6 protein-coding genes and 1 pseudogene are annotated in these 20,386 nt (G+C 60.4%); 1 reads left to right on the top strand and 6 read right to left on the bottom strand.

The window, feature by feature from the left end:
• Positions 1-234: 234 nt before the first annotated feature.
• From BDD14_RS02300 to BDD14_RS02280, 5 genes and pseudogenes are all read right to left on the bottom strand, one after another.
• Positions 235-3,609: a phospholipase D-like domain-containing protein gene (locus tag BDD14_RS02300; RefSeq protein WP_130417398.1), complete on the bottom strand. Its 3,375-nt coding sequence runs from the start codon at positions 3,607-3,609 to the stop codon at positions 235-237.
• Positions 3,610-3,612: 3 nt separating this feature from the next.
• On the bottom strand, positions 3,613-7,245 hold the full coding sequence (locus BDD14_RS02295) for a hypothetical protein (protein WP_130417397.1): 3,633 nt from the start codon (positions 7,243-7,245) through the stop codon (positions 3,613-3,615).
• Entirely contained in the window at positions 7,245-14,357 is a 7,113-nt protein-coding gene (locus tag BDD14_RS02290) for a hypothetical protein (RefSeq protein ID WP_130417396.1), read from the bottom strand. Before BDD14_RS02290 ends, BDD14_RS02295 begins: the two co-directional genes overlap by 1 nt.
• Positions 14,358-14,675: 318 nt before the next feature.
• Positions 14,676-14,927 carry a site-specific integrase gene (locus BDD14_RS32790; protein ID WP_242617675.1) on the bottom strand — a complete coding sequence of 84 codons (252 nt, stop codon included), beginning with the start codon at positions 14,925-14,927 and terminating at the stop codon, positions 14,676-14,678.
• A 348-nt stretch (positions 14,928-15,275) separates the two neighbouring features.
• Positions 15,276-15,977, bottom strand: a pseudogene (locus tag BDD14_RS02280) (IS6 family transposase).
• Positions 15,978-16,660: 683 nt separating this feature from the next.
• Here BDD14_RS02280 and BDD14_RS34220 point away from each other — a divergent pair.
• Positions 16,661-17,128, top strand: a complete 468-nt coding sequence (locus BDD14_RS34220) for a single-stranded DNA-binding protein (RefSeq protein WP_423201743.1) — start codon at positions 16,661-16,663, stop codon at positions 17,126-17,128.
• A gap of 94 nt (positions 17,129-17,222) precedes the next feature.
• On the opposite strand, the gene BDD14_RS02265 is transcribed toward BDD14_RS34220, so the two are convergent.
• Positions 17,223-20,381, bottom strand: coding sequence for a sensor histidine kinase (locus BDD14_RS02265; RefSeq protein ID WP_130417394.1), 3,159 nt, complete (start codon positions 20,379-20,381; stop codon positions 17,223-17,225).
• Between the last annotated feature and the right edge of the window lie 5 nt (positions 20,382-20,386).

The raw sequence follows: 20,386 nt of genomic DNA, 5'->3' as shown, positions 1-20,386 counted from the left end.
TAGCATCTCTGGCCTGTCGCTAACGAGTGTTCGTCCTGCCGAATGTTGTTAGTCGAGCCCAGCAGAAGCGTCATATAACGCTCAAACATTACGCCAAATAGCGATCAAAGCTACAGCCTTGTGTGCCAAATAATTAGCACGGAAGTGCCAGATAATTTGCCAAGCTACACTTCAAGGCCTCTCAACCTGACTGACATTGCCTGACAATTCCACCGCCACAAAGACCATGCTGTACTAGGTTCCAGCTTCTGCAAGCATTCCGGCCAGGGTGTTGAACAGCGTGACACCATTGGAGCCGTCGGGATCGGCGACCTCTGGCTGAGCGGCCAGCACAGTGTTGTCAGTCGGTCCGGGCCAGAGGCTCTGGATGCGGCCGAAGCCACCCTGCTGCAGTAGGTCGTTCACTACATCGAAGGCTGAGGTGGGATTGCCGAGACGAACCCACTCGCCATTCAGAGGCTGCCCCGGCGCAGGTGCGGGGACATTCATCTTTGCAGCCATCAGGGATCGGCGAAAGTTTCGGACCTTAGTGGAATAGCCGTCGGTAATCTGGCGATCGAATGAGGCAATGGCAGCGCTGCCGTCGAAGGTCATGCCGCGACGGCGGAAGTGTGTTGCGCCGGTCAGGCACCACACGTCGTCGACGATCACCGAGGTCGTGCGGATGTACGCCGTGCGACCGGGAAAACCGACCGGATGGAACAGCAGAACACGATCTTTCGCAACGGCCTGCAGGTTGTTGAAGGCCTCCAGCCGTGCCGCGTAGTGTTGCCGATGAAAACTTCGGAAGTTATCCGCGAAGTCAGACAGGCGCGGCGTGCAGACGATGACTCGCAGGTTCGGATGAGCACTCAGCCGGGCAGCCAGTTCAGCCACAAGGTCGACTTCGTACGGTTGCGGGGCACCACTCGGGCGAGCCGTGCGCGCAAACTGGGGAGACTCGATGTAGACGAGTTCCCGCGCCTCGGCAAACGCGCGGCGCAGCGACCATTGCGCGTCGCGAAAGCCTTGCTTGGCTGCGAAGAACTCGCGGCGCACCTCACGCTGCAGGCGATTCTCATTGTTGATGTTGACGGTGATCGCCGGTGCGCCCACGTTCATCAGGCCCGCGGCATTCTGAATCATCTGGTTCACGGTAAGGTTTGCAGGCGGCGTGTCAAAGCTGGATAGCCAAGGCGTCTCGCAGCCCACGGCGATGCTTTCCAGCAGGACGCCGGTGCCGGTATTAGCAGCAGCTGTGTCCACGGGAATGTCGAAGTTATCTCCCGACGAGAAAGCTACCCACCCCAGCACAGTGCCAGCGTTCGAAGCAGGCAGCGGGATCAGCGGTTGCGCGCGCTTCAGGGCATGCAGCGCAAGGTCGTAACCAAGGGCACCCGTGGTGGCTACCCCAGGCGCATGCACATCCGGCCCGGCCGGGTTCCCCGGGTTGCCCTGCGCGTGCAGGGCTGAACGCGACTCTGCCGCCCAGCGCGCACCGCTCAAAACCGCCTGCCAGGCGATGGATGTATCGGGTGCAGGTAAGGTTGTGCCGGTTGCTGCTACTGTTTCCAGCCGGGCCATGGTGGGCAGGCGCGGAGCCTTGCGCGGAGACGGCTCTGAGGCAAGGCTCAGCACCAGCTCCAGCAGGTTTCCCGGCGGCGCGGCTGGCGGCGAGACGGTGTTGGGAATGCCGAACAGCGGCGACTCCGCCACACCTTGAACAATGACCGGCAAGATGCCCATAATGTTGCCAGCGGCGGCACCGAAGAAGGGACTAGTGGGCACAACGGCAGGTCCTGCCGCCACCTTCACCGCTACTGCGGCAGTCAGGCGTCGCTGCCCCAGCCTTGGTGCCACCACGATGTCCATCGTAAGCACTGCCGGATTCGGAACGGCTGCAGCCGAACCTAGGTGGAAGGGGTTCGCCAGAAAGATGTTCACCGGGTTGGCTCCGCTCACGATGCCTGCACCACCATCGCCACGAAGAAACGACGGTTCCGCGCCATTGATTGAGGCAATTTCCACAAACACCTGCGGGAACACGCGAACCGTTGCACCGTCGGGCGCGGCTCCGGCGGCGACTGTCACGACAACATCCTGGCCGACGAAAGACGCTGTGACATTGGCGGCCGAAAGCTTTATTGGAGGGTTCGGAAAGCCTGCGCTCGTGTTGGGCGGGGGAAGGGCAGGCCAGTGCGCAGGCGCTCCGGGGCCGGCGGGCGTCAGAAGGCTTTGGTCGATGTTCGGGGAGACCGCTACGATCATGCTTTGCAGCGGACGGTTCAGGATGCGAGTGGCTTCGCCGAGCGTATCAGGCCCGTCAGCTAGATAGTCGATATCAACCATGTCACGCACGATTGGCAGCAATTCCGGTGGAATGCGCTGATCGTCTGCCGGGACGCCCAGCACTGCTGCTGCAGACCGGTTGCCAAGTAGGTACCAGTTTTGGTCCACTACCATCACACGGTAAAAGAGCCGGGGAATCGTTCCCGCGGCCAGAGGCGGCGGCAATAGTGGCGAAGCGCTCATCGTTCCGTTGGTTGCAAATCCGATACGAAGCGGGGTGACTGGGGGAAGCGCGTTGGGCGCAATCCGATTGCCTGCAGCCAGGGTAATCAGGTTGCCCGTGATATTGCCTGTGAGCACAGCCGCTCCATCGTCGGTAATCAGGCCGGCCCCGGGCGTCGCGATCCGCATAGGGTTTCCATGAGGATCGATGAGGTGGACGATCGTACCCGCCGCTGCAAGGCCAGCGATCGACTGCACGCCTCCGGGTCCGTTGGCGGCGGCCGTGACTGAAGAGGGCACCAGTCCGGGCAGGCTTGTGGGGCTCAGCAGGTCAGCAAACAGACCGGCCACGTAGACCGGATCCAGAATGAAGCCACGCCGATCATGAAACGACAGGGTGCCGGTGACATCGTCCAGTGCGTCATCGGGCCTGTACCAGCGCGCCGAACGAAAGCCTTCCGCGCTTCGAATGACTAACGAGCTTGGCAACGGAAGCGTCAACGGCTGACCCGCCGCGGCATAGCGCCGGGCGCAGATGGTCTGCAGCCGCTGGTAAGCCTGGGGATGGAAGCGAAAGATGGTGGCATTCACGTTGAGCGGTGTACCATCCACCTCGTAGAACTCGCTGATGCGCTCTGCGGGAGTCAGCCGAAGCGTCACCATGTCGCCCGCCGCGAAGGCCTGTTTGCTTGTACCCTGCGCGCCACGCACCACCGTTAGGCTATCGGCGGCACGCGCGGTACATTCCAGCGTTTCAATCTTGCTTCCGGAGCTGTTCGCCAGCGTAAGCAGGATGCGCCCGGGAGCAACCGGCGTGGGGAAGCCGGTGCCTGTTCCTGGGGCAAGGGTAAGCGTCGTGTCGTTGGCGCCGACGGCTGCGGCAAGGGTCGACGAGGCGTCGTGGAATCCGTTCTGCCGTATGCCCAGAAACGGTGCCCGTACCGTGCCGGCAATGGCCAGCGTCAGTGCCGCGCTGTCGAAATCTCCTGCGTTGGGCGTCGCATCTGCCCAGCGGGTGCCGAGTTCAACGGTAGTGAGTCCCAGCGCAGACAAGCCATTGTTCTGCAGACTCTGCTGCACTGCATTCGGTGTGAGAACCGTGATGGGTAGCGTGGCCATGGCTTAGCTCGGTAGCTCGATATGTTGTGCCACGCGCCCGTCAGGAGACGTGAGGCGGACAATGATCTGGGTGAACGCGACCCGGACAAACGCGTAGTAGGCAAAGTTCGGCCCCGGACCCGGCATGCGGCGTGCGCGAAGCGAATCGATCCCGGCAGGCACTGGCCCTGGTTCGTCGAGCGGCACGTCTGAAAGGCCCATCTGGATCGAGATGGGCAACTGCCTGATTGGAAAATTGCCGATCTTGATCGCTGGCCGGTTTACCGTGATGCGCAAGGTGTACAGGCCGGGATCGATGGGCGTGCTGCTGTGCCAGTTCAGCTGCACACCGGCAGGAACCACGCTCTTCACAAGCTGGAAGGTATCCAGCACCGGGTCCGGAAGGATGCTGCCCGGCCCAATGGTAGCCAGTGCCTCCGACGATCGACCAATGGGGTCGGTGACACGAACGCTGATCTCTACGGCATCGGCGACGTCCGCCCGGCGAATGATGGCACGGTACTGGGCAGGCTTGGTCGCGTCCACGCGCCAGGCACCGGACCCAGTCGCGGGCTGCACGGTTCCAAGGTCAGGCAACGGCCCTTCAAACGAAATAAGTGGCAACTCATCCTGTCCGCTACCCACGCGGCGGGCACGGACGGAGAGGGTATGTGGACCAAGCGGGGTCTTTGGCAGGGGCGCGGCGCTGCTCCATTTCAACAATACGTCCCCAGCCGCTGTGCCGGGCCATTCCATCACGATGGCGGAAAGATCCGGCGGCGTCGCCGGCGGAACGACAGCCCACGCTACCGTGCTGGAAGGGGACCGTGCAGACAGCGTTCCCCGCAGCAGGTCGTCGTCCGACCATGCGGCCGCCCGATACCACACCCGCTTCCACGATCCCGTCGGCGTATCTTTGCCTCTGGCCGTCACAATGTGCGACCCAAGAGGGTCTGCCACCTGGGTCACATCCCACCCCGGCGTCAGTGTGTCCAGCGTGAGCACCGGGGGTCCCATGGTGTCGATCTCTTTCGCAGCATCGTCCACGCGCACACGGTGCAGGTCGATGCGGCGAACGCGTGGACCCTTTCGAGTTTCAAGGCGGATGCTGGTTCGGTACACCGGCGGAATCACGGTGTTATCCAGCTTGCTCACCACCTCGATCGTAGGCGCGCCCGGCTTCGGCACACGGGGAACCGCAAAGGCATATAGGGCAGTCGATGATGTCGGCCACTTGGCTTCGACTTGGCCCGCGCTTACGCCCAGGACAAGATAAAGATGGATGGCCGTGGAACCGCGCGGCAGCGTCACGTCGGCGGAAGTGGTCTTGAGCAACCGACTATTCCGGCGGGTGAACTCCCTACGTCGATTCGCGGGCTGCGCGTCGAAGATCTGCAGCAGCCTCGTCAAGCGCTGGCTCAGCGTCTTGGATGGATCGGGTTCGGTCTCGCCGGCAGCCTTTAGTAGCTTGGTTTCGGTGGTCTCGTAGATGAAGTAGCCGTCCGCCCCGGGCGATCCGGCCCACTTCAAGACTGCGTGCGACTCACCAGCGGCATCCGGCAGGCTTGAAAGCGAAACGATGTCCGGCACGATCAGGGGTGGCCGCGGATCAGAGGTCGAAATGACGCTGGGTTCCTTGCTCCACGGACCTACGCGCTGCGGGGCAATGGCCTCCACACCCTCCGCCCACAGCGCAAGATTCAGGTGACCCTTGCTTGCGAAATCTAGCGTGAAGCCCGGAATTGTGACGCGATAGCGGCGCGCCTCGCCACCCTGTGCCGCGCCGAAAGCAACCTGCTGATCACCCGCAGGATTCAGCGCGATGCAGCCGGTAGCCGGGACATAGCCGGGCCACGCTCCCGTGGGTGCGCCATTGGCAGCAAGCACATCGAACCGCAGCGTAAAGGTAGTCGCAGGGGCAGCCGCCAGACTGATCTGCAGGCCGTTCGGCAGCGTGGTGTCCGGCGGTGGCTGACCGTGATAGTCGGCCGTATGCAGGCGACCACGGAAGCTGATCGAGAGTGGGCTGCGCACCCTCCAGTCCCACAGGAATTCCAACACAAGATTCGCGGTGCAGGCAGACAGCGGAGGCGTTGGCACCGACAGATACCGGAACTCGGCGGAGACGATGCGCACGTCATCGACACGAGGCTGCTCAATAACGGAGTTGACCGAAACCCATTTACTGTACTGGCCGTAGATGTCCTGGTTCGCGGCGGAATACTTCATGGTGCGATTGCCAGGATTGTTCGGAATGGGGATCTCACGGTCAACAGCGCTCAGCCGATTTGGTTCCGGATCGAGCGAACTGGTGAAGTAGTTCACCGCGATCGGGAGCGGCGAGCCGTCGGACCGTTTGTTCATCAACAGTGCTGGTGCGGCAACGGGTGCGATGCCGGTTCTGGCGAACGCGAAGGAACGCGGTCGAAACAACGGGATGGGTACAGGACGGTCCCACGACGTGCGGACGGAAGCGCGCCATGCGCCATCTGCGAACGCAGGACGCATGTTGCCCATCAACTGCTGCGCCATCGCTGCCGGGATGGGAGGAGCAATGGCCTGCTGCGGCGACGGCACCAGCGCTGCATATTCCACCGCGGCACCAACGGCCAGCGGCCCCTTCTCATAGCGCGCCGTCACCATGTAATCGAAGTCGAGTGCCGTCTGCCGATTCGGATCGACAACAAGCGGGTAGGCTGTTCCGAAGCCAAGAGCCAAGCTGTTGTAACAATCCGTTGAAGCCACGATGTAGGTCATCCCCAGTGGCGAAATGTTAGACGGAACACCAGGCTGCGACATCTGTTCCCCGGCAGAGTTTTCCGGTCCTGGCACGTCCTTTGAGATTGTGGCGGCCGGCTGGCTCACCGGTGGAAGACCCGCGATGGTGCGCAGATCTTGCAGAACCCCTTTTTGGAGGTCGATGAGCAGGGACGGTGTTGCCGTGGGAATCCATGCCGGTGCGGGTAGCCCGGCCTCAATCAGCGAGGCCCAGCCGATCGGTGGCGCACCGCGTTCCAGTCGCTGTCCCGCCGCTGCAACGGCATTCGTCGGAGCGCTGACCATTCCCTGGTCGGTGCCGTGCAAACCAATTCCCTGCCCCGCCCACTCAGCCTTCCTTACCGGCAGACCCACCAGTTCAAACTTCTCCCAACCCGAGGCTGCGGAAAGATCGTCCGCCCGAACACCCACGATGGAGTTGATCGTGATGGCACTCGAAAGCATCAGCCCTTCCATGGAGGAGGCGGTGAGGGTGACGGTCTGATTTGCACCGGGTGGCAGAACGGCTATAGCGACAACAGAATTCGGCCATGAGCTACCGACAAATCCATACACCGCTCCTCCCCCGCCGGAGCCGTTCAGCGTAACGTGCGTGTACGAACCCTGTAGATCGGCGATTTGCCCAAGGCCAAACAACATGGAGGAGTTAATGTCGGCCTGAATAGGCTTCGGCTGGTTGTTCTTCCGGTTCCTTCGCCAGACGATGAACGGCTCCGTCGGCAATCCCAGCTCAGGTTTCAGCGTCCAGCGAAGCTGCAACACGGAAGGCAGCTTGCGTTGAAAAACCGTGTCCAGCATGCCCAGTCGACGGGCAACCACCTGCCATTGAAGGAAGGCTCCTTCGGCCTGAAACTTTGCCGCATTCACGATAAAGGCCATCAGTCTTCCTCCTCCCACGGCGCGCGTGCGAGCTTCGTGTCCAGAATGGTGAGCAACTCGTCCGCTGCCGTCGGTCCATCCAGGTAGCTCTCCTTCATGGCGATCCTGCGCAGCACGAGTTTCAGTGTCTGGCCGCGCGAGTTGGGTGCAAGCGTGATCAAGGCGCCGTGCCCACCGGGTGCCTGGATCACCTTGGTAGTGATCGCGCTGCCGCTCTCTTCCAGTTGCATCCACGTCACTGTAGTCATCTCCTGCCTCGATGCGTTCGGCGGTTGCGGGTCGGTGATGTTTCGCGGAATCTTCCGGCTGCGCCACATGGGTTCTGAAGAATCCACCAGCACCGCAGCTGGCTGTGGATTGGGCACGCCCGCCTCCCAGAAAACGATGACGCGCGGCGCTTCCGGCACCCCCATCGGCTCCAGCCCGGCGGTGATCATCGCCATGTCCAGCTGGTTGCCCTGGGGATTGCCCGCCCACGGCTGAGCGGCGATCGCCTGCAACAGTCCCGGCTTGGAGAAGCGGTGAAGCACGCGGTTGAACTGGAAGGACTCTGCAAACGCCGCAAGAGTGGCAAAACGCCCTGTGCTGAAGCCGGTCCGCCACACGACCGTTCCCGGGGTCTCAGCCGGTGCAGCCGTATCCACCATCTCGATGTCCAACACGTAGTCGGTAAATGGTTCAAGTGGAATAGGCACCGTGGCCGTGGTGTGGCGGAATCGGTTCCCGCTCACCGGAACACAGGACTTGGTGAGCTGGTCCACCATCACGGCCTCCCACGGCGAAAGCACGCTTGCAATCACAGGGACGAGTGTGGCCGCTGTAAGGACAAAAGGATGTGGAACCTCAGGCGTGTTCGGCAGTGGACGGAACGAAGCCGCCCGTAACCGAATCTGCAGGCGCTTTCCGTACGCACCGTAGATACGGCCTATGTCGGGACTATTGAACACAACGTGGATCGGGAGATGACCGAAGTAGTGGTGTTCACCATCCTCCGGCGTGCTGCACATGATCCACGGATCAAGGCGGCGAGGCGGCTCGTTATCCGTAAAGAACCAGAACGTCTCGTGCTTCCCAGGCAAGGAAACAATCTCCTTCACCGATTCCCCGGGCCGGCGTTTGCCGCGCTGCGCGTCGTATGACACCTTGACCGCGTAGGCCGTGTCTGGCTTCAGCAAAGCTTGGCCTGAACTGCTGTCTGCCAGCGACGCCTCCAGCACGTTCTGCTTGTGAGTCTGCTCCGTGGTGTCATAGTCCGAGCGCTGGAACTCCACCTGGGTAAACACCTCCACCGCAGCGACATAGAAAGGCCTGACCATATGCTTTCGGTGCCAGTCGGATTTCTGCCGCAGAAGCCCGATCTGGATGCGGTCAGCCTTCGCGCTGCCCTTAATGGTCACCAGCACACCGATATAGCCGCGCGGCTGCACCACCGCTTGGTGCTGCGCGAGGCGGAAGACCTCATCGACCCACGGCCCGGTGGCATCGGTCCAGCGCGCGGGGAACGTATTGGACGGCATGGTGAACGACGCATCCAGCACGATCTGCTCGAACACCGTATCGTTCGCATCCGTGGTTGCCACCACGACGATCTTTGAGGCCAGTATCTCGCGGTGCACGAACAGGTAGAAGGTCGTCGTCTCTACCGCACCTGTCTGGAAAACGACAGCATCATCGAAGGGTCCGCTGCGGAACCCACGCTTCTTGCGAGCATCCCCGGCTTCGTCCAGCCGGTTTCGATCACCAAAGGGGCGCAGGTCACGTGAATCGAGCACGGGCGCTGCCAGCACTCGGCTCGTACACGCCTTTTCTGCATTGACCGCCGGTGCCTGAGTTGGCTGCACGACCACCCTCGTCAGCATCGACCGTGATATCTCAAGCCCGCTGTTCGCGCGGCCCGCCAGGTCGATCAGCGTGAACTCTTCTGGTGCAAAGACGTCGGGCCGCTTCAAACCCCGCGCAGCCAGGACAGGGTTCAGCCGCAGTTGCGGTCCAAGAGGATTCCGGTTCGCAGGAAGGCAGCGCACCGTTGCACCTTCCACCACGGCAGGAATCACCCCGATCAGGCTGTCCACCTGGGCAATCCCGGTCCTCCACCGCTCAGTGACGATCAGCCGCAGAACCGGCGGAGAGGAGCGGATGGTTGCCGGCGGATCAGGCCACGCCTCACCATCAAGCCGCCAGCCGTTGAGTGACGGCCCGAACGCCTCCTGCAAAAACGTGAACAGCACTGAAGTGGGCGGAGCTGCCACATTGCACACGGTGCCCCAGGTTTCCGTGAGCGTATCGTCGAGAAACTGGCTGCGCTCAATGGCTTTCGGCGTGGGATCCGGTACCCAGCTCAGCAGACCCAGTTGCGCGGCTGAGGTCGAATCGCCAGCCTTCTGCGGCCACCATACAGCCGGTGTGGCCCCATCCAGCAGGTCGCCAATCAGTTCCGCGCTCGTAAGCGTGTACTGGAAGACGTCGTCGCCCTTCTGGATCCATCCATCGCTGGGCGCGCCCGGCGTTCCGGGTGTCTGCGTCACTTCCACACCGCGGAAGATGTACTTCGAAGTCGACGTTATCGGCGGCATCGCAAGCATCGCCAGTGGAATCGCATCGATCGGCACACGCCGCTGGTTCATGGGAAACGCCGGCGCGGGCTGGCCGACGGCACTGGGGGGAGGCGGTGGAGGCGGTGGGGCGGGCGCCGTCTCGGACAGGATGCCTTCGGCAATGCCGCCATCGATCGACTTGTCCACGCCGGTCCCGACTGCCAGGGCAGGCGATCGGCTCACCAGCCGCAGTGACTGGAAGAGCTGTGGCGGAGGCGCATCCGGTACGGCCGTTTCGCCCAGTTGGAAATGGACACAGCCCTCAACGTCAAAGAACAGGAACTCAACCTTGCCGCAGATGTCGCCGGATATCTGCGATACTTTCGAGCCGTCAGGCAGCTCGCCAATGGCCACCGTCAAGTCGGCCCAGGCACTGATGTCGATGATGAAGATGTGCAGTGTGCCACGGAGATACAGCTTGCCGGCAAGCAGGAAGGGATCGAAGCCGATCACTGCATCGAAGCCCGCCGCAACCTCTGCGTAGAGGCCCACACTCTTGCTGCCCCAGACGAACGAGACGTGCAACCCTGCCGAGATGGCAAACCCTGTGATGGGAGCAATCAACAAACTGCTCTCAATGTCCCCTGCCGCGAAGCCTTTGCCGGAGAGCATCAGGTACCCGGAGCCTTCGAAAACCTCAAGGATCTTCGCGTGAATCTGGTCGGTATAGCGGCCAAGAAAGAGGTGCCAATCCTTGGTGTTGTTGAAGTTGAAGAAGGCCTCAACAGGGATGTGGATTTCCAGCAGTGGCTTGATGCTGAACTCGACCGCAAGTCCGATCGTGAGCGTGCCCCGGCCCATGTCGAGGTCGATGACGGCCAGAAACGTTCCTTCGGCTTCCCCTGACAATTCCGGTAGAACCGCCAGCAGCTTTGCCTTCATCATCAACAGCAGCCGGGGACCGGGCAGCTCCAGCAGAAGAACGCCCTTCATGTTGAAGATGACGCTGGAGCCCATCGTACCCAGGATGGCTCCAACGCCGAAGGCCCAGTTGTCGATCTTCGGAGTCCACGCGGCGATGTCGATTGGGTTGCTGTGCGCAATGTCTTTCAGCCACGCCAGGGCCGGTGCCATTGACGACGGTGGCGGTTCCTTGCGTGCGTAATGCATGGCGAACAGGCCAAGGAAGCCATAAATCCCCAACCCCGACGTGCCCAGTGGAATCGCCACCGGGAACTCGATCTCCAGCGAGATAATGACGCCCGTGGCTTTGCGTCCATTTTCGTTAATGTCTGCAATGCCAACGCCTGCCGCCACACGCATGTGGACAGGCACGATCGTGAGATCAATCTGACCCTTGATCTCGTGTTCGTTCATTTCCAGGTAGCCCCGGCCGGAAACCGCCCCCGGAATGTCAACGCTGGCCGCAAAGGCGGTCAGCTCCGGTGCGCTGACCGGGTCAAAGCGCATCCGGATCCGCGCACGTTCAATGGTGACAACGCCAAGATCGACGGCAAAGCCGAGATCGATCTCGAAGATCAGCGGATTGTTGCGGGCAATGCGCGCCCCTAGAATCGTCAGAATCTGGTCCAGTGGCGAGGCGACCGTGATGGCTCCGGGTTTGGAAACATCGATGGTGTAGCCCTTTGAAGCGTCGAAAATAGGCCGAAACTGGAACTTCGGCTGATCCGGATCGTCCCCGATGCGTATACCCACGGCCTTGTAGCGGACCGCCAGCGGTGCGCTGCGGTCGATCTTCAGCAGCGTCTTGCCGCCGATGGAAACATCCAGGCTCAGGGCCGCTTCCATGTCGAACAGGATCACCGCCTCCACGCCCGACGGCCTCACGCGGAACTGGACTTCACCACCGAACCATGTCACTCGTTCGCAAAGGAGCTTGACGGGACTGCTGCCCACCTCGGCAAGACCTGCAAGCGTTGCCGGGATCGCCAGCATCGCCGCCGTCATGCCCAGTTCTGCAAGGGCGCCATCGTTGGCGACCGCACCCACTCCCGCGGAGATCAGCGGCATAAAGACGATAGTGGTGCCGAAGAAGTTCAGGCCGAAACCGGGGTCCGCAGCGGGTGGCTGACCTGGCCGCGTACCCCACAGGAACAGCCCATCCACATCCGCCGGGTCCGCACCGTAGTAGCCGATCACGGACACGGTGTCCGTCGCGTCGTCAATCTGAATCACGAGGCGGAAATCAATCAAGCCGTCCGCCGGATTCGCTCCCAACGGCTGGCCCTGCGGCAGCGTACCGGAGTTCCCACTCGGCATGCCTGCCTGCAACCGGTCTTCCGCGGCCGTCTGAATGTCGATCTTGGCAGTGACCTCGCACGCAACAAACTGGTTGCGAACGATGCGCACCTTTGCGCCCATCTGCCGGAACCAGCGCGGCGGTGGTGCAGGCTGCTCGTTCGGTGGAGGTGGCGGATCCAGCACCGTTCCAGGTGTAGTAGAACTGCTTTGCGGGTCGCGATGCAGCGTGCCCAGGGACACCGATCCGGGCGTGTTCGCGGCCGGCCAACTGGCCACAGCCTTCCACCAGATGCGACGAGTCTCCACCGCAGGAAAGCCCTGGTTCGTCCAGTTGGTCATGTTGGACGCATCGGACAGCGAGAAATTCTTAGCCTGCAGATTGTTCGCCGGTTCGGCGATCAGGCTCTCGATGATCGCGCGCACCCCGGCAGCCCGGCGGCTTGCAAGAGCGTCGTTATACGCCCGCTTGGTCAGATCAACCGCGGGCGGAGGCGGACCTTCATAACTGGCGAAGCCATCGATCTGAATGGCTGTGTTATCGGGCAGACCCTGTAGCACCGGCAGCAGGGCCGTGCGCACGTCACTGCCGCCCAGCCAGTTCGATGTCGTGCCCTCATCCGACGCCTTGGTGGAGTGCGTGTTGTCGGGGATCAGCGCAAACGCTGCTATCTCCGGCGGTGTCAGAACTCGATTGTTTTCGCTATACGGCGGCTTGTCAAAACGGTAAAAACTTTCGAACTGCGTCACGCCACTTTCGCCGGGTAACGTCGCAGTTATGCCTGCGTCCGGTCCGCCGGCGGGCAGGTCAACCACCAGCGTTGCGCTTGTCCCGGCTGCTACTCCGTTCAGTGTCCACGCCGTCAGTGCGGCCCTGCCGGGAGCCACATTCAATCCCACGGTCACGCTGTTCGCGGTCTCTGAAACGATGCTCAGCCGCGGCTGCTGCACGGGCGACGTTCCCTGAACGGTGGAGGTCCCGGTAAGCTGCGCTGCGGGTGTTGGTCCCAGGGATGTGGTGCCAGGCAACGAGACTGGTGCGGGTCGCCGGCTGGCCGTGATCGTAAAGGTGGCCGAGCGGACGGGCGAGCTGCTGTCCACGGCGGCAATGACGATAGTCTGCGTGGCGTTGATCGAAAGATCGACATCGGCTTCACGGCCTGCCACCGGCGTATCCGCCCCCACTTTGATGGTGACCGTCATCGGTGTGCGGCCGCCTTCGACATCGGCGACTATCCGGGACTGGGCTGGCAACTGCACGGTTGCCGTCGTATCGGATGTCTTAACAATGCCGTACCCACGCTGATCGCCGTCATAAAACCGGGCACCCATCTTCAGCGGCCCCGCCCCCTGGTCCAGCACCTGCAGCGAAAAATCGCCAGTAATGCCGGACGATGCGCCGATGCCAATCAGCAGGTTCTCCACTCCCGCATCCACGGCGAAGTCGCGCGCGCCATGCGGTGCGATGAACAGCCGAATCTCCGGTAGGTACAGGCCCGTCCACGACTCGTCAAAACCAAACTGTGACAGCACGTCAGGTGGCGTCGATTGGTCGGAAAGATCCAGCGTCCCCGAACGAAAGCCAAAGCCCACCATCTGCGATGGCCCGATAAAGGCATAGGGCGGGTCCATCTTGATCAGTTCAGCGACAGCAATGTCGCCCGGATCATCCAGTCCGCTGGCTCCTGCAGAGAGCAGTGTCGCGTTCAGCGGATCGGTGTTCGAAGATCCCTGCGCCAGCCGGAACTTTAGCCGAGGCAGCGTGAACTTTACCTTGTCGTTTTGCGGATCGGGGACCAGTTGGCCACTCGCCTCGCGCTTGGCGCCGCGCAGGAAAGGCGGTCGCAGCACAACGCTGGTCAGCAACAGGTCCAGAACGAATTCAGTCGTTGGATAGTCTGAAGGCGGCGCATCGTTTGGAATGGTGTCGTACGCGATCAGCACCTTCGCCGTATTAGCAAACGCGGCGTTCGCCCCAATGGTATTTACGGCCGTTGACACTTTTTGCGAAGCAGTCCGCGGCACCACCAGTTGAAAATCGAGCCTGGCGTCGCGCACATCGATCCATGGATCGCGGCGGGAAGCGTCATTTTCTGGATGGTTCTCGGTGTTGTTGAAAGCCAATGACATGTTGCTGGGATCAACTGTCAGGTTGCCTTCGAATTCAACCGTGCCGCGGATCGTGATGCCGTTTTCATCCGCGGCAATCTCGTGCTCTGCCACGCGCAGGATACCCAGCACGGCGTGCCAGGCACCGAAGGTGTCGCCCTGCAAAACATAGGGTGAGACCAGATCTACCAGTGAGAGCTCGAACGGCATCGCAGTTCACACATTTCTCCCGGATAAAGGGAAACAACTCAGCATAATGCGCAAACCACGGTCGCGACCCAGGGCGTCGGGATAGGCCTGTGTGAAGGACTAGACCACAACAGCCCTCGCCGGTCAACACCTATTTCGATGAATTTCTTCTCAGCTTTTGTTTGTGAACGTGTCTCTGTTAAGGCAGCGTTTCACCCGCTCAAAACCTGCTGAGTCCCCTTGAAAGCACACGATCATGGGACCAACAAGCCACGCCAGAATTCTGCCTTTGGTCTCCCGGCATGCTGTAGCTCCTATCTGAAGCTCATAGCCGAATCCTCACAATCCAAGATTGTCATTCACCGCAAACTGAATCTCCTGCTCAGACCCCAGATACCTCTCGGTCGTCTGGATCGAAGAGTGGCCAAGCAGAAATTTGATCTGTTCGATGTCTCCGCCTGCTTTCCGGCAGAGCTTAGCGCAAGTCCGGCGCAAATCGTGCCTACGAGTAGCGCGACCAAACTCCTCCGCCCCTGCAGAACGGGCGAGAGAAGACAAACCTCTTCGGTTTGTTCTCTTGACCGCAGTCATAGCGCGGAGTGGAGGAGAGAGAACGTGCTGACACGACCAGTACCGGAGCAAGTGCAGGCCGCGTATAAGCTCGAACTCTGAATGTCGGTCAGCAGCTGGAAGTTCGACGTGGAGTACACCCGAAGATGAGAATCGGCAGTTCTGACGACTAAGGTTTTCTGGTCGTTGGACACGGCGAGCCCAAGGACTGGCGCATCCAAGCCCAGCCTTCGTAGCTAACGTCCGGTCGCAACGTCCCATTCTCTGACCGTGTCGTCTTGGCTACCGGCATAAAGGGAGCGGCCATCAGGCGAATGGCTCTGTTGCATTAACTTGCCTGGCCGCAGTTTGTCTGGCTACTTTTCTCTCTCAGGCTGCGACAGGGAATGTGTCGAAGAGCTTGTTTACGAAGCGAATCTCATCTTTGACCTGCGGCTTACATGTGAGGCAATGCCCTCGACGGATCATACTCATCACTTCAAAGCCCTTGATCGTAGCGGCCGCCGTCTTAATCGTTTGAAAGCCTCGGGTAGGACGAATGACTCGCTTGAGTGCGCCATGGTCGGCTTCGATGATGTTGTTCAGGTATTTGCAGGTTCGATGTTTTGTGTCTGCCGATAGCTTGTCCTCCTGCTGTAGCCGGAGGATCGCTTTCCGATAGGAGCCGAGTTGGTCGGTAGTGATTGATGAAGGTGGCCAATGGCGCATGGTCGTCAATGCTTTGCCCAGGAAACGACAAGCTGCCCGAGTGTTGCGGCGATCTGCCAACATGATGTCGATCAGTCGGCCATGTTTGTCGACTGCCCGAAACAAGTACTTCCACCGGCCACCAACCTTCACATACGTCTCGTCGACGCGCCAGGACGTGGCCCGATAGCCTTGATACCAGCGCACCCGCTTCTCCAGCTCAGGTGCATAGCGATGTACTCAGCGCAGGATCGTTGAGGGGGCTACTTCCACGCCGCGCTCCCGCATCATCTCCACAAGGTCCCGGTAGCTGATTCCGTATTTGCAGTACCAACGAACACAAAGCAGGATGATCTCAACCGGAAAGCGCCGACGCTTGAACATGACTCATCCTACCGTCCCAGCCCGCTTCGAACCTGAGCAGTCCGGGTTAATGCAACAGAGCCCTCCCCGAAGGGGACCGAGGTTATCGAACCTATCTCTTGAGCGATTCCGAAGCTCAACCAAGTACCAGGACCGCCCCGCCGCCGCCGACATCGCTTTCTGTGTCGCCGCTTTTGCCAATGGTATGACCGAGGACCGGATCGGATGTGCCCTTGAAGACGATTACCTCTCCCGCGATCCCAGCCCTTCCAAGCGAGCTGCCTACATCCGGAGAACCATGGAGAAGGCGAGGAGATGGGCCGAGCGATGAGCATCGATGTCGCGATTCTCCCTTATGTTCTTCCTTCCTGCGCGTCAGTGACGGCTCTTTGGACTCTGAGCTGGCTTTTGCTACTCGCGTCATGAGGGAAAGCCGTCGAACAGTGCGGCTCCCTTCCGGTTTGCCTTTCTATCTGCGTTCAGCGTGCCGCGCTCAAGACACCCCCGCCCTTCGGACGCACGCTCTCCTTCCCAGAATCCGCTGCGCGCCTCTCAAGAGGTGCGGACTCCTGCCCCCAGGCAAGCTGTGGTCCCCTTCCGCAGATCCCGTCCAGTCGCCGAGGGAGTGGGTCGCGACGGCACACCCGTTGGGCAAGCATGTACCGCAGACAGCGGACAAACCAAAAGAAACGGAGCTAAACACCATGTTCAACAAAGTCATCCTCATCGGCCGCCTCGGACAGAACGCAGAAGCCAAAACCGCTCAAAACAACAATGAGTACGTCATCCTCAACATCGCAACCCAGGAAAGCTGGAAGAACGACAAAGGCGACTACGAGATCCTCTGCGCCAACTCGAGCCAGGCCAAGGGCCGCGTCGAGCGCGTGAACCGCACCCTGCAGGATCGCTTGGTGAAGGAACTGCGACTCGATAACGTCTGCGACATACAGGCTGGCAACGACTTTCTGCCGGAGTTTCTGAATCGCTTCAACGAGAAGTTTTCTGTTCAAGCGGCGAAGCCGGAAGATCTGCATCGCCGATTGAACCTGAGTGCTGACCGACTGAGCGATATGCTGCCACCTAGTGTGCAAAGTATCATCCACGCCGAAGGCGTGCGGTGCCGCGGTTGCGGTTCGGTCAGGACGATGTCCGGTTCGAGCTCAAGGGAGTAAGGTGCGGTTAGCCGACGATCCGGAAGTTGGCAAAAAACCCTACAGATTCCGCGCGGACTATCAGGTTTTCGATGGGGAAGCGGCTGCGTCGTGCTCAGGGAGCCTCGTGAGGAATGTCTAGATTCTGGAGTTGCTCCTCAGGGGCCTCGTCGCTGCTGGGTAATGTGAAACAAAATCTTGCGCCGCACGGAGAATTGTCGACAGCCCACAAGCGCCCCCCGTGCGATTCAATAATGGAGCGGCTGATCCGCAGTCCCATGCCCGTTCCATGAGTCTTGGTGGTAAAGAATGCATTAAAGATCTTGTCCGCCTGCTGCGGTGGAAGCCCCACGCCGATATCGCTGACCGAGATCAGTACCTGACCATTCTCTCCGCGCTGCGACTGGATGGTGAGTTCGCGCGTCCCATCCATATCCTTCATCGCATCGATGCTGTTCATCATGAGGTTCATCAACACCTGTTGCAGTTGCACGCGATCTACCATGACCTGAGGCAGGTCTGCAGCGAGTTCCGACCGAACGAACACGGCGAATTGAGTTGCCTCGCTGTGCAGGAGAAAGATCATCTCTCGAATAATCTCGTTTAGATCGACCAACTCCCGTTGCGGAGTCCCCTTTTGGAAGAGCAGGCGGACTCGGTTGATGATGTCACCCGCACGTCTTCCGTCTTGTACGATCCTTGACGCAGCCGCGCGTGCTTCCTCCAAATCGGGTTGAGCGCGGGATAGCCAGCGCAAGCAAGTATTGGCGTCGGTGACGGCTGCGGCAATCGGTTGATTGATTTCGTGCGCTAGCGAGGCAGTCAGCTCTCCCATGCTGCTCACCCGGCTGGCGCGTGTGAGATCCGTCTGCGCCTGCCGCAGCGCCTCCTCCGCCTGCTTTCGCTCTGCGATTTGCGCCTCCAATTTGGCGTTAACCAAGGCCAGTTGCTCCGAACGCTGGTGGATGCTGCGGACGCGCAGTCGGAAGATGGACCAGAGCAATATCGCTAAAGCGGCCACGCAGGATACAAGGAACCAGCGGGTCTGCCAATACGCGGCCGCGACTTCGAAGGTCATCGTGGTTTCGTTCCCGCTCCAGATACCGTCCGGATTACGAGCCATCACTTGAAACCGGTATCGGCCCGGAGGAATATTTGTATAGTCAATTTCCCGCAACGCAGTCGGCTCGCTCCATTCGGAATCAACGTTGTCCAGCCGATAGCGATATCTCACGCCGTCGGGGTTCGACACGTTTACGCCCGCGTACCGAAACGTCAAGCGGTGCCGACCAGGAGGAATACGGATCTGGCTGGCAAAAGGGATAAGCCTTCCATCGACAAGAATCCCGTCCAGGCGAGTCGTCACTGGAAACGCGGGCGCCGCAAACGCGGACGGCTCCAGAACTGAGATTCCTTGATTCAGCGAGAACCAAATTCGGCCGCGATTGTCTTTAACAACCGACCGGCTGCGTTTCACACCCTCGGCACTCGGCAAGCCTTCCGTAGTTCCAAACTCCCGGTAATCGCCTTCCCCGAACGATTGCTTCAGCAAAGCAGCACACCTCACCCGCACAACGTGATCGCGAGTCGTGACCCACAGCCAGCCGTTACTCTCAGCGATGCCGAGAATTTCTCCATATAGCGCGTTCGGCGCCCCAATCGGTACGTGTACCGTGCCGGACTGGAGGAACGAAATGCCCTTTGTAGTACCGATCCAAAGCGTGTTCGCGTCATCGAGAAACAGGCTTTCCACTGGGCCCGGAGGTAGTCCGTCGTGTGTTGTATAGACGACCCAATGGTCATTCTTGAGTACAGCGAGACCATCCGGTGTACCTACAAAGATAGTTCCTGCAGCGTCCCCGGTGATCACCGAAATTCTGTTGGAAGGTAGACCGTCTTTGGACGTGAAGGTGCGCCACTTGGCGCCGTCGAAGCGGCTGAGGCCCTCATCAAGGGTCCCGGCCCAAACGGTGCCATCCGCCGCTCGATAGATGGAATCAACGGCGTCCTGGGCGAGTCCGCTTCGCCGGGTGTAGGTAGAGGCCTGCAGGGCGTCATCTTGAAGCCGGAAGCGAGTAACGCCGCCGTACTTCCGAGCCACCCACACTTCATCTTCTGCGCCTCCCGCAATCGAATAAACCGTGTCATCCTTCAGCCCCATGACTTCAATCTGCTTGATCCTGCCCTGAGAAAGCTGGAACAATCCGCCATCCCAGGGTGCAAACCAAACGCGTCCCTGAGGGTCAACGTAAATCGCTCCGCAATTGTTCGAGGGCAAGCCTTCTGAGCTCAAATAAGTGGTAAACCCACCGTCGCGGTAGCGCTCAATTATTTCAGGCCCGCCAATCCACAGGTTGCCTTCGCGGTCTTCGAAGAGTGCGGTCACCGTCCCGTGCACGGCCAAGTGATCCAACGAATCGATTCTTCCGTCAGGATGGATATCCTTCGCGTGAACTTTAAAAAGATTGCCGTCGGTGCCGATCCACGCGTCGCCTTTCTGCCCTCTCGCCAGTGTGAGGATCTCAAGATTGCCGAGCTCTGAATTCGCATTCTGAATTAACTCGCCGTTATGAAGGGTCATGAGTCCCTTGTCTGTGCCGATTAACAATGTCGAAGGCCCGACCGGAAGGAGGCAGTTGATCTTTGCACGTTCAAGGCCTGCGACATGCTGAATTTCCTGGGCGCCCCGCGTTACGCCGAGGCGGAATAAACCCATTTCGAGAGTGCCAATCCAGAATGTGCCGTCCGCCGTTTGAGCCACTGCGGTGGGCCAGTTGGGAGTATTGCTCGGATCCAGCAGGACACGAGCTGTCCCTCGCTCGTACTCAATCAGTCCCTGCAGTGTAGAGACAAACAGCAGCCATCCGTCGCTGGTTTTGTTAGTTGGAGCGGCTACAGACTGGTGCCTGCCGTTGTCAGGCAACGGTCCCTCAAGGCGGCCGGCAGTGTACCGGAAGAGCTGGGTGTGGTCGTCTGCAGCCCACATCTGATCAGCCGAATCTGTGACTAGACCCAAAACTGGGAACGCGGCATTAGACCCGCTCGCGCGAATAGACACAAAAGTCAGACCGTCATACCGGAACAGCCCTTTGCTGGTGCCGATCCAGAGATATCCATCCGCGGTTTGCGTGATGGAGTAGACGTACCCGCCCGGAAAACCTACCCCTGCATCCCAAATGTCGTGGCTGTGGCTGGGCATGATCTTGTCCCCGACCGCAGCCAAGACCGAGCTGGATAACAGCAGGAACAACGCAAACGAGAGGCAATGGGCCATCGGAC

Source organism: Edaphobacter modestus, from assembly GCF_004217555.1.
GTDB classification, from domain to species: Bacteria; Acidobacteriota; Terriglobia; order Terriglobales; family Acidobacteriaceae; genus Edaphobacter; species Edaphobacter modestus.
The sequence above is the reverse complement of the archived record's forward strand: the minus strand, read 5'-3'. Positions and strand labels throughout refer to the sequence as shown.